The organism is Nitrosomonas sp. (assembly GCF_040240425.1).
Taxonomy (GTDB): domain Bacteria; phylum Pseudomonadota; class Gammaproteobacteria; order Burkholderiales; family Nitrosomonadaceae; genus Nitrosomonas.
This window is the reverse complement of sequence record NZ_QPHG01000003.1, coordinates 18,043-32,606: the sequence shown is the minus strand read 5'-3', so window position 1 is coordinate 32,606 and position 14,564 is coordinate 18,043. Positions and strand designations below refer to the sequence as shown.

14 protein-coding genes are annotated in these 14,564 nt (G+C 51.1%); 3 read left to right on the top strand and 11 right to left on the bottom strand.

Features of this window, described 5'->3' with window-relative positions; translation table 11 throughout:
• The first annotated feature begins 21 nt into the window (after positions 1–21).
• Positions 22–3,822 (top strand): bifunctional diguanylate cyclase/phosphodiesterase, encoded by a 3,801-nt coding sequence (locus tag DU481_RS01510; RefSeq protein ID WP_350131677.1) that lies wholly within the window; start codon positions 22–24, stop codon positions 3,820–3,822.
• Between the two features lie 28 nt (positions 3,823–3,850).
• Here the strand turns inward: DU481_RS01510 and DU481_RS01505 are convergent, their stop codons facing one another.
• Together DU481_RS01505 and DU481_RS01500 are read right to left on the bottom strand one after the other, a co-directional pair.
• Positions 3,851–5,083, bottom strand: coding sequence for a multifunctional CCA addition/repair protein (locus DU481_RS01505; protein WP_350131674.1), 1,233 nt, complete (start codon positions 5,081–5,083; stop codon positions 3,851–3,853).
• 3 nt (positions 5,084–5,086) lie between these two features.
• Positions 5,087–7,000: a lytic transglycosylase domain-containing protein gene (locus tag DU481_RS01500; protein ID WP_350131671.1), complete on the bottom strand. Its 1,914-nt coding sequence runs from the start codon at positions 6,998–7,000 to the stop codon at positions 5,087–5,089.
• 44 nt (positions 7,001–7,044) lie between these two features.
• On the opposite strand from DU481_RS01500, the gene DU481_RS01495 reads away from it, so the two are divergent.
• On the top strand, positions 7,045–7,209 hold the full coding sequence (locus DU481_RS01495; RefSeq protein ID WP_350131668.1) for a hypothetical protein: 165 nt from the start codon (positions 7,045–7,047) through the stop codon (positions 7,207–7,209).
• Positions 7,210–7,229: 20 nt separating this feature from the next.
• On the opposite strand, the gene DU481_RS01490 is transcribed toward DU481_RS01495, so the two are convergent.
• From DU481_RS01490 to DU481_RS01480, 3 genes are all read right to left on the bottom strand, one after another.
• Positions 7,230–7,685, bottom strand: a complete 456-nt coding sequence (locus DU481_RS01490) for a hypothetical protein (RefSeq protein ID WP_350131665.1) — start codon at positions 7,683–7,685, stop codon at positions 7,230–7,232.
• 110 nt (positions 7,686–7,795) lie between these two features.
• A complete protein-coding gene (locus DU481_RS01485) occupies positions 7,796–8,140 on the bottom strand; it encodes a HepT-like ribonuclease domain-containing protein (RefSeq protein ID WP_292665397.1) in 345 nt (114 codons plus the stop codon).
• Entirely contained in the window at positions 8,133–8,426 is a 294-nt protein-coding gene (locus tag DU481_RS01480; RefSeq protein WP_350131662.1) for a nucleotidyltransferase family protein, read from the bottom strand. Before DU481_RS01480 ends, DU481_RS01485 begins: the two co-directional genes overlap by 8 nt.
• Positions 8,427–8,535: 109 nt before the next feature.
• On the opposite strand from DU481_RS01480, the gene DU481_RS01475 reads away from it, so the two are divergent.
• Positions 8,536–8,781: a type II toxin-antitoxin system HicB family antitoxin gene (locus DU481_RS01475; protein WP_350131659.1), complete on the top strand. Its 246-nt coding sequence runs from the start codon at positions 8,536–8,538 to the stop codon at positions 8,779–8,781.
• Positions 8,782–8,844: 63 nt separating this feature from the next.
• Here DU481_RS01475 and DU481_RS01470 read toward each other — a convergent pair whose 3' ends face one another.
• The 6 genes from DU481_RS01470 to recA all read right to left on the bottom strand — a co-directional run bounded on the left by DU481_RS01470 (position 8,845) and on the right by recA (position 14,381).
• Complete coding sequence (locus DU481_RS01470; protein ID WP_350131656.1) at positions 8,845–9,366, bottom strand: hypothetical protein; 522 nt, start codon at positions 9,364–9,366, stop codon at positions 8,845–8,847.
• Positions 9,367–9,571: 205 nt separating this feature from the next.
• A complete protein-coding gene (locus DU481_RS01465) occupies positions 9,572–9,904 on the bottom strand; it encodes a YceK/YidQ family lipoprotein (RefSeq protein ID WP_350131654.1) in 333 nt (110 codons plus the stop codon).
• Positions 9,905–9,908: 4 nt separating this feature from the next.
• Positions 9,909–12,509: an alanine--tRNA ligase gene (alaS, locus tag DU481_RS01460; RefSeq protein ID WP_350131652.1), complete on the bottom strand. Its 2,601-nt coding sequence runs from the start codon at positions 12,507–12,509 to the stop codon at positions 9,909–9,911.
• Positions 12,506–12,871 (bottom strand): hypothetical protein, encoded by a 366-nt coding sequence (locus DU481_RS01455; RefSeq protein WP_350131649.1) that lies wholly within the window; start codon positions 12,869–12,871, stop codon positions 12,506–12,508. The genes alaS and DU481_RS01455 overlap by 4 nt, the downstream gene beginning before the upstream one ends.
• The gene (gene recX, locus DU481_RS01450; protein WP_350131646.1) at positions 12,868–13,326 is read right to left on the bottom strand and encodes a recombination regulator RecX; all 459 of its coding nucleotides are present in this window, start codon (positions 13,324–13,326) and stop codon (positions 12,868–12,870) included. Before recX ends, DU481_RS01455 begins: the two co-directional genes overlap by 4 nt.
• Before the next feature lie 5 nt (positions 13,327–13,331).
• Positions 13,332–14,381, bottom strand: coding sequence for a recombinase RecA (gene recA, locus DU481_RS01445; protein ID WP_350131643.1), 1,050 nt, complete (start codon positions 14,379–14,381; stop codon positions 13,332–13,334).
• Between the last annotated feature and the right edge of the window lie 183 nt (positions 14,382–14,564).

Below are 14,564 nucleotides of genomic sequence, written 5' to 3'. Positions count from 1 at the left end.
ATCAGCCAACCTCCCTTGGATATGGAACAACAACGCGTAGAAAAATCATTATTTTTACTGGCCACGCAAATATTACTGCTGGCATCGCTGTATTTCGCCGGTGGAAAAGCAGGATTAACCGCACCTTATGTCGGTTCAAGTATCACCTTGTTTTGGCCGCCTTCCGGAATTGCTCTGGCGGCACTGTTGCTATGGGGACTGCCCTGCTGGCCGGGTATATTCCTGGGTGCGCTTGTCACAAACCTGTCTATCGGTGATCTCACCCCGCCCGTTGCTTTGGCAATCGCTTTAGGCAATACCGCAGGTCCGGTATTGGGGGCATTGTTGCTCAGAAAAGTGATGGGCTTTCAAAACAGCTTTATACGCGGGCGCGATGTAACGACCTTCTTGCTGATCGGGCCAGGAAGTATGCTGCTGACCGCCAGTATCGGTGTTTTTGCGTTGTATGCCGGCGGTGGGATGCTGTCACTTGATGTGCTCTCCCGCGCTTGGGTCGGCTGGTGGCTTGGAGATACTGTGGGTGTTCTGGTGTTCACGCCATTCCTGTTGTTCCTGATGAATCTCCGGCGAACCCTGGTATCGCCGTCACAGATCAAACTGGAATTTATTATAGTGCTGGGCAGTTGTGTTTGCCTGACGTGGTTGATATTCGGCGGTATTACGGCCATCAGCCAGCTCATGCTGCCGCTGGCTTTCCTGGTTTTTCCCCCTTTGATATGGGCGGGTTTACGTTTAAATGCATTAGAAACTTTCATTGTGGTTCTGGCGATTGCCTCGATTGCTGTCATGGGCACGGCGAAAGGGTTTGGTCCTTTCTCCAGAGGGGATTTCCAGCTTGATCAATTAGTGTTATGTGTTTTTGTTGCAACGATTACGCTCATCGCTTTTATGATGATCGGTATCCAGGCGAATCAGCGCCAGGCGGAGCAGCAATTACAGGATAGTGAATCACGTTTGCGTCTGGCGCTGGCGGCGGCAAATCAGGGGTTGTACGATTTGAATGTACAAACAGGGGAAGCGGTAGTCAGTCTGGAATATGCCCGTATGCTGGGTTATGATCCACGATCTTTTGTGGAAACGAATACGCGCTGGCTGGAACGCATGTATCCGGCGGACCGGGAGGCCGTTTACCAAGTTTACAGCGACTACATCGGTGGTTTACGCGAAGATTACCGGGTGGAATTCCGGCAACTTACGCAGCAAGGTGAGTGGAAGTGGATACTCTCGCTGGGAAAAATCGTTGAATGGAATCAGCAGGGCCAGCCGCTGCGTATGCTCGGTACGCATACGGATATCAGTGAACAAAAGCGCGCGGAAGAAGAAATCAACCAAGCCAGGAACTTGTTGCGCACGGTCATCGATGCCACGCCCGATTGGATTTTTGTAAAAGACAAACAGCATCGCTTTTTATTGGTGAACCAGGCTTTTGCAGATGGTGTGGGGCTTAAACAGGAAGATTTGCTAGGCAGACCGGATACCGATTTCTGGCCGGGCTATATCTGTTATGGCGATCCGGCTCGAAATATCCGCGGATTTCACGCCGATGATGACGAAGCATTTTCCGGCAAGCGCATCCGTAATCCGGCTGATCAAGCTACCCTCGGCAATGGGCAATCCCGCTGGTTTGATACCATCAAATTACCGTTGCGTGGCAGTCACAATGAAGTCATCGGCATCGTAGGATTTGCGCACGATATCACCGAGCAGCGCAGTATTGAATCGAAATACCGCACACTGATCGAACAAATCCCGGCCGTTACTTATACCGCTGCCATGGATCCCGATGTCCGCACCGTTTTCGTGAGTCCGCAACTCGAATCTCAGCTTGGTTTTAGCGTGCAAGAGTGGCTCGATAATCCGCAACTGTGGATACGGCAAATTCACGCGGATGACCGGGAGCGGATTGTGTCCGCTCTGTCGATCAGTCTGAAGGATGGCGCGGCGTATCATGCGGAATACCGGATTCATAAGCAGGATGGCGGTATTGCCTGGGTACGGGATGACGCGGTCTGGTTGAAAGACGAGGATGGGAAGCCGGTGTTGTTGCAAGGCGTGATGCTGGATATTACGCACCAACGAAAAGCGGAAGAAGAATTAAGCACGGCTTTGGAAGAATTGAAAGTGTCCGAGCGCCATCAACGGGAATTGCGTGTGCTGGCAGAACGGGAACAAAGCCGCATGGGTGCATTACTGTCCGCCATGGATATGGGCATTTTGTTTGAAGACAATGAACATCGGGTGGAGTATGTCAATCCGGCATTCTTGCGGATGTGGGGTATCGGCGAGCACGAGAACTTATTGAATAAGCCGGCCAGGACTATCCTCGATAGCTCCGGCGAGCGTTTTGCGCAACCCAGTCACGCTTCCAAGCACGTGCTGAATGCGCTGGATACGCATGAAATCAGCGAGCGCTGCGAACTTGAGTTGAATAACGGACGGACGCTCACTCAATTATCGTATCCCGTGAATGACATCGAGGGGCGGATTATCGGGCGTTTATGGATTTACGAGGATATTACGCTAGAGCGGCAAACCGCGCAGCAGCTGCTGTATCTGGCGGAGCGCGATCCGTTGACCGGTTTGTATAATCGCCACCGATTCCAGGAAGAACTGAATAATCTGATCGCCACTGCATTACGCAACCGGCAGAAATTTGCGCTACTGTATTTTGATCTGGATGATTTCAAATATATTAATGATACTTTCGGGCACAAAGCCGGTGATACCGTTCTGGTCCGGACAGCGGGCGAGATTTCCAGCATTGTGCGGCAGATCGAAGTGTTTGCCCGCTTGGGGGGCGATGAATTTGCCATTCTGAGCCATCTGCAACCGGATGACGATTTGAGTATCCTCCCGGCCCGGATTGTAACCTCCATCTCATCGATCCCGCTGCATTTCCGTGACACCAACATCCGTCTGACAACCAGCGTCGGTGTCGCTATTTTCCCTGAGCACGGCGAAACAGCCGAAGATTTGGTGGCGCATGCGGATGCGGCGATGTATCAAGCCAAGAATCAGGGCAAGAATACCTGGGCTGTCTACGATCCTCAACGTGATTCTTCGGAAGCCATGATGCACCGGCTGACTTGGTATAACCGGATTGCCCAGGCGCTGGAGCAGAATCTTTTTGAAGTTCATTTCCAGGGTGTCTACGAAACCGCTCACAATGCACTGACTCATTTAGAGATTCTCGTCCGGATGCGCGATGTGAATGAACCGGCCCATTTGATCATGCCCGGTCAATTTATTCCCATTGCGGAAAAAAATGGCCAGATTGTCACGATCGACCGCTGGGTGATCAAACGCAGTATCGAACTGCTCAGTGAAGATCTGGACATGCCGCCCGTCGCGATCAATATTTCCGGCCGGACGTTTGACGATCCGGCGATTCCCCAGTACATCCGTAATCTGTTAAGCGAACTGCACGTGGATCCGGGGCGCCTTATCATCGAACTGACCGAAACGGCGGCGGTGTCAGACATACAAGATGCGCAACGCTTCATCGAGGCGGTTCACCAAGCCGGTTGTTGTGTTTGTCTGGATGATTTTGGCAGCGGTTTTTCGACGTTCGGTTATCTGAAATACCTGGGGGTGGAGATCCTTAAAATCGACGGGTTATTTATCCGCGATCTTCCGAATAACCGCGACAATCAGATTTTTGTCAAAGCCATGGTGGAAGTCGCGCGCGGGCTTGGCAAGTTAACCGTGGCGGAATTCGTTGAAGACGCCGCTACGCTGAGTATGGTGAAAAATCTGGGAGTCGATCTTGCGCAAGGCTATTATTTTGGCCGCCCGAGCGCGCAAGTTCCCGTTAAATCTTGATATCAGAATTCAGTCACGGCTTGGCTTTTTAGCCGATTTCAGCGCTTATTCTGGCGATACGCGTTTCGCGCACACGTGCATTAATGGCCGCGGGCAATGCCGTGGCATCCAGGATACGCTGGCTCAATTCGGCGGCAATGGCGCCAGCATCGACGCTTCTGGCCGCAGCGTATGCTTGCTGGAACCGTTCGGCTTGAACATAAGGTTTGGTGGCATAGCCGGGGCGGCCGTGAAAATCGCACGCGCAAGCCTGCAAAAATTCTTCGAACCGATCGGGCTTGCGGTAGGCATCGACCGCTTGCAGCATATCCGCCAGCGTGGACGGTTTCAGTTCTGCGGCGCGATGCACGTCGCCATGGTAACGGGCGACCAGTAAAGCCAGATCACGGGCATCCTTAGGTACCCGGATGCGTTCGCATACATTTTTCGTCAATTCGATGCTGCGCGCCTCGTGACCGATATGACGCGGCCATTCCTCGGGTGGCGTTGTGCCTTTGCCCAGATCATGCATCAACGTGGCAAAGCGCACTGGCAACGAATAGTCTTGCGCCGCAGCGTAATCGATCGCCAGCATGATATGCACGCCGGTATCGATTTCCGGATGTGCGTGCGCCGGTTGCGGAACGCCGAACAGCACATCGACTTCCGGCATGATGCGCGATAATGCGCCGCATTCGCGCAACATGTGGAACATCCGGGACGGATTATTCTCCATCAAACCGCGCGACAGCTCCTGCCAAACGCGCTCCGGCACCAGCGCGTCCACTTCGCCGTTATGCACCATGTCGCTCATTAAGGTGAGTGTCTCTGGGGCAGCGTGAAAATTGAAACGCGCGGCAAACCGTGCTGCACGCAGAATGCGTACAGGGTCTTCGGAAAACGCGGGGCTGATATGACGCAGGATACCGGCTTCCAAGTCGGCTACACCGTTAAAAGGATCGATGATGTTGCCTTCTTCGTCCTTGGCAATCGAATTGATGGTCAAATCGCGCCGTGCCAGATCTTCCTGCAACGTGACCTGCGGTGAAGTGAATACTTCAAATCCTTTGTAGCCGCGCGAAATTTTCCGTTCCGTACGTGCCAGGGCATATTGTTCATGCGTTTGCGGATGTAGGAAAACCGGAAAATCCTTGCCGACTGGACGATAACCGAGCTGTTCCATTTCCTCGGGCGAAGCGCCGACGACGACATAATCATGATCTTTGACCGGCAATCCCAGCAGTTCATCGCGAACCGAGCCGCCCACGAGGTAAGTTTTCACGGGTTATTTCGCCCTGACAACACCCAGGCGCTCCTTGAGTGTCGGTGCGTCTGGACCGTGATCGAGCACTTTGGCGTAATACATCGAATTTTTCAAAACCTTTTTAACGTAATCGCGCGTTTCGTTAAAAGGGATCGTCTCGGCGTAAATCGCGCCTTCCAGCGGCATGGTATTGTCACGCCAGCGTCTGGCGCGTCCGGGTCCGGCGTTATACGCCGCGGAAGCCAGCAGCGGCTGATTGTCCAACGTGCCGAGCACGTGCTTGAGATAATAGGTGCCTAGCTGCAAATTGGTATTCACGTCGACGACCAGATGCTGGCGGAAATTCTGTATGCCCAATTGCTTGGCCACCCACTCGGCGGTGGCGGGCATCAATTGCATCAAACCGGCTGCTCCGACGTGCGATTTGATATCCGCAATGAAGCGGCTTTCCTGTCGGATCAAGCCGTATACCCAAGCTTCGTCCAATTCGTGTTGCCGCAGAACTTTTTTGAGGGTTTCACGGTGCGGCGATAAAAAGCGCAAACTGAAGTCGTGCTGCGCGACGGTACGGTTGGCGGTGTTGATCGCACGGTCATATAGACCTTGGCGGCGGGCGACTTCCGCCGCAGCCAGCAACTCGGCATCGCTGAAGTTGCGGATGGTCCAGCTCCATTCCCGCAGCGCTTCGGTGCGCAAATTCATGCGCGAGAAAGCCAATGCACGTTGCAGACCGGGGTTACGTTCCATGGCGGATACTTCCGCGTTACTGACGCGGTAAGTTTTGTCCGCGATGGTCAGAATGGTGCCTAGTTCTTCTCTGGCCAGCTGACCATAAAAACTGTGTTCGTTACTGAGCGGAATAAAAATGTCGTTGGCATCCTGTGTTCTGCCTTTGGTTTTTAACGCACGCGCTTTCCAGTAGCGCCAGGTATCGATTTGCTGTTCGGCGGGCGACATCCGTTCGATGGTTTTCAGTACCTCATCCCACTGGGCGGCGCGCAAAGCCGCGCGTACCTGCCACGCCAGTACGGTATCCGAGGGCGGATAATACGGCGTCATGTTTTGCGCTTCCCGGAACCAGTCCAAAGCACGCAAATCATGCCGCATGGCGGCGCGATGTCCGAGTCTTCCGAGGAAATAAGAACGATCGGATGCGGTCAGCTGATCCTTAACTTTCAACCATTGCACATACGCCGGGTTGGTATCGTTGCGCAGCACGCGTAACAGAGCGAACAAGACAATTTCGCGGTCACTGCGCGTTTTGATTTTTCTTTTCAGGGTTTCCAGGTAACGCTGCGGATTCTTCGCGGCATTATTCAACTCGGTGCTGTTCAGCGCTTCAAGGCTGGGTAAATAGCGGTTTGCATGCGTGGCCACGCCGGTTTGGTTTTCTTCCAATGCCAAGCGGATTCGCGTCCAAATATCTTCGACTTTGATCTGACCGCTGGATATGAGTGTCTGGAAAACGGGTGTGCAGCTATCCGGCAGACTGGCTGGTGTAAACCATAGCGCGCGGGCTTCGGGCAACACTGTACGGTCGTTGGTATTCAGGCGGCGCTGATAGTAATAGCACAATAATTCATTATCTTTATTCACCAGCAGCGGATATTCGGCGTCAAAAAGCGCCCATTGCTGATTCTTACCCAGCATTTTGAGCCAGTCGCCGCGCATCCGGTCTGCAACCAGAGCGCCGTCGTAACGCGACAGGAAATAGCGGATATTCGCGTTATCGGTGGTGCGGAGCAGCATGCGTTGCTGGTAGTAATCCACATAAGGCCATAGCACATGGCGTTGCAACCGCGCGGCGGATTCATCGAGGCGCTTGGCATTGCCCGACTGGAATGCTTCCCGTGCAGTTAAGAAATCAGCATCCTGGCTGGCTGATAACGTTCCCCAATAAGCTAAAAGGATTAGTCCAACAAGATAATTTCTCATAGCTTTTAACCGGATAAACTCAAGGAAGGGTAGTTAAGAAACGGATGACAACTATTTTACAACGAATCAAGCTGGAAGAGCATTGCAAAGTACCGCTGCGGGATGGATGCAAGGATGCGCACGTGGAACGGGGATATGTTCCGGTCTGGCAAATCCTTCCGCCAGAAGCCAATAAACAGTCTTGCTCTGCAAGCGGCGCAAGACCCTGACGGGCTTCCTGCCTTATGGGTTATTTATTCACAGTACAGCGGTTCTCAATATCCGCCATGATGGCATCGGCGTAACTGAGGTCTGACTTCACGATGGCGCCAAAGTAGGGATGCCGGTAGAGATCGGTAAAGTCGCGCATGAGATCGCACCAGTCTTCCAGCACAATGAACTCGTTGCTCCTGAGATGGTACGAGCTGATGCGCGGTTCAAGGAATGCCAGCGCCCATTGATTGACGCGCTCAATATCCGCGGGACTGAAATTCTGCGTGTCGTTGCGCTTTGCCCGGGCTACCAGATCCGCAAGTTCTTGCTCCGATGCAACCGCCAGATGCGCTTGACTGATTAACCCCGCGAGCGATAGCTGATGCGCAATCTGAATCGCCTCGCGGTTCTGTTGCAGCTCAAATACCACCAGCACCATACCCGCTACCACGGCGAGGTTGGTGACAATCGTGATCAGTCGTTCAAATTTCATTGGTATTCTTGATTGTTATTCTGCATCCAGTTTTTTCGGTATTTTTTGCCAGCGACGCTTATAGCTTGCTGTGCCATGGGATAGCTTCCATAACGCTTTTTTGTTTCTGGTTATTTTAGACTGTTACCGATAAGGCGTAACTGCATTATCAAGGCAGGAACATCGTCTTTAATGATGCTCCATAGGGTATCGTTATCAATTCCGAGATAACCGTGAATAAGCCGGTTGCGTGTTGCAATTACCTGCCGCCAAGGCACTGCACCGAAGGTTTTTTGTATTTCAACCGGTATATGCGTTGCGGCTTCTCCGATAAGTTCGAGATTTCGCACCGTCGCATCATAATTCAAACCCGAAGCCACAAACGCTGCTTGATCCAATCCTTCCGTATAAATCAGTACCTTTTCCGCAAAGCCAATCATATCATCGAGATAAAACCGCCATTCGCGTTCAGACATCAATCGCTTCCCTCTCAATAAAGGGCTTTAATTCTGGGCGCAATGCTTTCTCAGTGACCAAATCGACCGGACGCCCTAGTTGATCTTCCAGCAGAAATTGCACGCCAAAATATTTCTTCGATGTCGCCGGTCCATCAAAAGCGATCACAATATCGATATCGCTATTTTCTTTTGCCTCATCGCGCGCAGTAGAGCCGAACAGAACCAAGCGCGTTACGCCGAAACGTTCGATCAAATCAGGTTTAAGCTGACGTAGAGTGTCGAGAACTTGCTGGCGGTTCATCATGTTGTGTGATCAGAATTGACATTATCGGAATGCCGCTATGCTACCGCATTGTCAACAAAATTTGCGAAATAACAGCATGCTGAAGCAAGCAAAACTCAAGGAATGAATCATGCGTTATGCAATCGTTGTTGAAAAAGCAGGAAATAACTATTCAGCTTATGTTCCGGATTTACCGGGATGCATTGCAACCGGATCGACCGTTGAAGAGACGGAACGGGAAATTCGCACAGCCTTCGAGCTGTATATCGCAAGAATGATGGAAGATGGTTTACCGATACCTCAACCAACCAGCATCGTTCAATACATCGAAGTTTCCGCCGTATGCGATTTTATCGCATACGGCGGAACGCCCTGACGGGCTTACGGATTAGTCGCACAAGTTTGTACGAAAAAAATTAATTCTGATTATTTTGAGTAATTATATTTTTCTAAGTGCTGCAAATTTTTCACCTGCTTTTTGCTTTATCGCGGATACTTCACTTGTGATTTCTTCGGTTGATATATCGCTGCTAATGAATGAACTGAATTTTTCTACAATCCATCCGCATTGCAATTCATCCGTGCTCGCCACATCAAATCCAAGTCGTTTAGCTTTAAAACATGCGAGGCTATAGCTTTCTGCGCACTCGTTGGCGCGATGTTGAGCGCTTTTAACAGATTCAAAAAATTCCATTTTTAGCCATAAATCTATTTTGTTTTTTTCTTCAATCGGCTTGTCAGATGATTCTTTCACAATTTCTTTTGCCTTCTGAAAGTTTTTCACAACTTTCATATTGGAGGCTACGAGAAGCTCAAACCTATCCTCCATGTTTAGAATGGATTCAAGCTCTAGGCTGTGCCTTTGCTGCCTTCTCCATTGAAAAAACTGATATCCAGCAAATAAGAAGGCAATTACAGAAGTAATGTTTGCCAAATAGCTAAATAGTTCTGCGTATTCCATAGCAATCCTTTTGTGGCTAACGTAATGTATAAGACATTATGTCTGTCGCAATAATCTTGCGAGTAATGTTGCATATCATCATATTGCATTAGCGAGGTAGGTTGGACTACCGAAGAAAGCCCAACATCAAACAGCGTTAAAACAAAAATATCTCATCGTGATGAACGATAAATGTTGGGCTTCCCTTGTCAGCTCACCCTACAAACTATTGCAGATAAATCGAACCATCGTTAATTTGCCCAAAAATGGTATAAGGCAAAGCAACCGTATCCAATGCACCGGATAGCGCCAGATCAATGAATATGAGCTCTGGTATCGACCCAAACCACAGTGCCGTCCGTGAAGGTTTCCCGCGTAGAATGCACATATCGTAAGCAACCCCACTATAAACTCGAGGTGTCGCCTCACAGGAAGTTCTGGCTTGCTTAAGATCGTACCTTGCTACCGAATCACCTCGGATTACTGTATTGACAGTACCGCATCCGAAGAGAAAGAGCGCGGCCAAGCAGACACATTTATTTCTGAATTGATTTCTCACTTGCTTAATTTAATTTCTTGCTGACCCAGTCCACTACGCTGGTAAGCGCCGCAGGCAGATGCTCTGGTTGCGTTCCCCCCGCTTGAGCCATGTCCGGCCGTCCGCCGCCTTTGCCGCCGACTTGCTGGGCGACGAAGTTGGCCAGTTCGCCGGCTTTGACTTTGCTGGTGAGGTCGGTGCTAACACCGGCGATCAGCGTGACTTTGCCGTCGGCGACGGTACTGAGCACAATCGCGCAGGATTTGAGTTTGCCTTTCAGTTGATCGAGTGTTTCGCGCAGGGTTTTGGCGTCGGCGTTTTCCAGGTTGGCGGCAAGCACTTTGACGCCGTTGATGTCTTGCGCTTGCGATGCTAGATCATTACTTTGAGAGCCAGCAAGCTTCGTTTTCAGTGTGGACAACTCTTTCTCGAGTACTTTTTTGTCTTGTTGCAAATGATGCACAGCCATTGGTATCGCACCACCTTGGCGTAAAGGAACTTTTAGCATTGCCGCGCTTGCTCTTCGATCATCTTCCAAAGTTTCTACATAATGCAATGCACGATCTCCCGTGCAGGCCTCAATACGTCGTACTCCTGCTGCCACACCACTCTCGGAAACGATCTTGAACAATCCAATATCGCCAGTACGCTTTACATGAGTTCCTCCACACAATTCACGCGAAGAGCCAATATCTAGCACGCGTACTTCGTCACCATATTTCTCACCGAAAAGCATCATCGCACCAGATTTTTGTGCCTCCCTAATCGCCATTATGCGTGCCTGACACTCGGTATTGATTAAGATCTCTTCATTAACCTTTTTTTCCACCATACGAATTTGATGCTCAGTCATCGGTTCGTTATGTGAGAAATCGAAACGCGTTCTCTCATGATCCACCAATGAACCTTTCTGCTGTACATGATCACCCAATACCTCCCGTAGTGCTTTGTGCATCAGATGCGTAGCAGAGTGATTGCGTGTAGTTCGGATGCGCGCCAATGGATCAACTTCAGCCAGTACTTTATCGCCAACGATCATACGCCCACTACTCAAAACACCCTTGTGACCAAAAACACTTGCTTGAATTTTTTGCGTATTTGTTACATTAAACGCGCCATTGCCGACTAGCAGCTTCCCGCAATCACCAGCCTGCCCGCCGGATTCAGCGTAGAACGGCGTTTGGTCGAGCACCACCACGGCTTCGTCACCGGCTTCGACGAAATTGACCGCGCTGCCTTGTTTGTAGATCGCCAATACCTGCCCTTCGTGCTGCAACGTATCGTAACCGTAGAACGTGGTTTGGCTGCCGGTGTATTCGATGCCTTCCTGCATGGTGAATTTGTTCGCGGCGCGTGCTTGTTCGCGCTGACGCGCCATGGCTTGTTCGAATCCTTCCTGGTCAACCGTGATGCCGCGTTCGCGGGCAATGTCGGCGGTCAGATCAATCGGGAAACCGAACGTATCGTACAGTCGGAACGCGGTTTCACCGTCGAGCACTTTGATTTTCTGGCTGAGTGCGGTTTCCAGAATTTGCATACCATTTTCCAGCGTCTCCGCGAAGCGCTCCTCTTCTTGCAGCAATACCGCAGCGACGCGTTTTTTGGCGGCGGTCAGTTCCGGATACGCTTGTCCCATCACTTGGCTCAAATCTTCCACGAGTTGATGAAAGAAGGGTTGTTTTTGTCCTAATTGGTAACCGTGACGGATGGCGCGGCGGATGATGCGGCGCAGCACGTAACCGCGGCCTTCGCTGCCCGGAATGACGCCATCGGTAATCAAAAACGAACAGGCGCGGATATGATCGGCGATCACTTTGAGCGAATTGTCGGCGAGATTGCCGGTGCCGGTTGCCCGTGCCGCCGCTTTGATCAAGCTTTGAAACAGATCGATGTCGTAATTGCTGTGCACATGCTGCATGACGGCGGAAATGCGTTCCAGTCCCATGCCGGTATCGACTGATGGTTTTGGCAACGGGTGCAGTGTTCCGGCGCTGTCGCGGTTGTACTGCATGAACACCAGATTCCAGATCTCGATGTAGCGGTCGCCATCGGCGTCAGGAGAGCCGGGCGGGCCGCCTGCCACGTCCGGGCCGTGGTCGTAAAAAATCTCGGAACAGGGGCCGCACGGGCCGGTATCGCCCATTTGCCAGAAGTTGTCCGTGGTGGCGATGCGCACCACGCGGGACGGTTCTACGCCGACTTCGTTCAACCAGATATCGGCAGCTTCGTCGTCTTCGGCGTAAACCGTGACCCATAATTTCTCGCGTGGGATATTGAGCGTTCCTGTTAGAAAATCCCAGGCGAACAAAATGGCGTTGCGCTTGAAGTAATCGCCGAAACTGAAATTACCGAGCATCTCGAAGAAGGTGTGATGCCGCGCGGTATAACCGACATTTTCCAGGTCGTTGTGCTTGCCGCCTGCGCGTACGCAGCGCTGCGAACTGGCGGCGCGCACGTAAGGGCGTTTATCCTGGCCTAAAAATACATCCTTGAATTGCACCATGCCGGCGTTGGTGAACAACAACGTCGGATCATTGCCGGGCACTAATGGACTGGAGGCGATGACGGTGTGACCGTGGGATTCGAAAAATTCAAGAAACTTTTGTCTAATTTCGCTGCTTTTCATATTTTTTGCTGTTGCTCGTATCGTTCTAGTTCAGTGACCGTTAAACCCAACGCATCGCCCTTGACGATGGCGAGGCTTTTAACTTTAGCCCGGATGGTGATTTCTTCATTCATTTTAGGGAGATCGAATTCGGTGAGTACGGTAATCTCGCCGCTGCTGTCTTCCAGCACGTAGGATTTTAGGTTGACCAGCGGTAAGCGCGTGGGATTTTTCGGGATGCCTTTTAGTTTGACTTCCTGGCCGTCAAAATTGACCGGTGCCGCATTGATTTCTTTGATCGGTGTGATCTCACCAGCAAGAGCTGGGTAGCCGGTTGTGAGAATTGCCAGCATTAACATCATGTGCGCAAGCCATTTTTTCATGTGCTTTCCTCGCTAGCGTGTGATAAGACTTGTTGTATTATTTCCATGGAAAAACCTCTGTTCATCATGAATCGCGTTTGTTTGCCGCGTTCTTCCCGTGTGGCGGGCGGATGGTCGAATTTCTTCCGCCAGATGTTTAATGCAGCCTCCAGCTCGGTTTTCTTGAGTGCTGGCAGGATACCGTCAATCAAATGATCGTCGATACCCTTGGTTTTTAATTCATGAACAATGCGCTGGCTGCCGAAACGGGAGCGGCGCGTCCGGGCGACTTGTTCAACCATGCGCTGCTCGGAAAGAAAACCTTGTTGCTCCAGTTTGTCGAGTACCGCCGTCAGCGTTTCCGTTGCAAGGGAATCCTTGTGCGCGGCAAGTTTTTGCTCCAATTCCCGGCGTGAATATTCGCGTTGCGCCAAATAGCGCAGTGCGCGTATTTCGATGGGAGAGCGTGTATCCATGACAGTTATTTTTCTTTTTCGATTTTTTCTTTCTCGGCTATTTCTTTGACCGGTTTGGCATAATCGGCAATGCCGACGATGGCTCTAATTTTTTGTTCGATTTCATGGGCCATTTCCTTGTGTTCCTTTAGATAATCGCGCACATTATCCTTGCCCTGGCCGATTTTCTCGCCTTGATACGCATACCAGGCACCCGATTTGTCGATCAGTTTATGCAATACGCCCAGCTCGATGATTTCGCTTTCACGCGAAATGCCTTCGCCGTAGAGGATATCGAAGTCGGCCTGTTTGAACGGTGGCGCGACTTTATTTTTAACCACTTTGACGCGTGTTTCGTTACCGATGGTTTCTTCGCCTTTTTTGATCGATCCGGTGCGGCGGATGTCCAGACGTACAGAGGCGTAGAATTTCAGCGCGTTACCGCCAGTTGTCGTTTCCGGATTGCCGAACATGACACCGATTTTCATACGGATCTGGTTGATGAAGATGACCATGGTGTTGCTGCGTTTGATATTAGCGGTCAGTTTGCGCAATGCTTGCGACATCAGCCGGGCTTGCAATCCCATTTGCGGATCGCCCATATCGCCTTCGATTTCCGCGCGCGGTGTCAGCGCCGCGACGGAATCCACCACGATGATATCGACCGAGCCGGAACGTACCAGCATATCGGCGATTTCTAGTGCTTGCTCGCCGTTATCCGGCTGCGATATCAGCAGTTCTTTAACATTGACGCCGATTTTCTGCGCATATTGCGGATCCAGTGCGTGTTCGGCATCGATAAAAGCGGCTGTCCCGCCCATTTTCTGCATTTCGGCAATGACTTGCAGGGTCAGCGTGGTTTTGCCGGATGATTCAGGTCCGTAAATCTCGATGATCCGCCCGCGCGGCAATCCGCCGACACCCAAGGCGATATCGAGTCCCAACGAGCCGGTCGAGACGACTTGTATGTCATAAGCGACATCGTTGGCGCCCAGCCGCATGATGGAACCTTTGCCAAATTGTTTTTCGATCTGGGCTAGCGCAGCGTCAAGCGCCTTACTTCTGTTTTCATCCATTTTTTTTCCTGTTAAAAGACAATCAAATTATCGCATAACCTGTATTGCGCCGACGTAACTTGTGATGAAGTTGTTGGGTTGGGTCAAAATTAGCATAGTAAAAAACTCGAGTATCCGGCTTGCCTGCGATATAATTGCATAATGTCGTTGAAGTGGCAGACATAAATGCGTCACCGCTTTCAG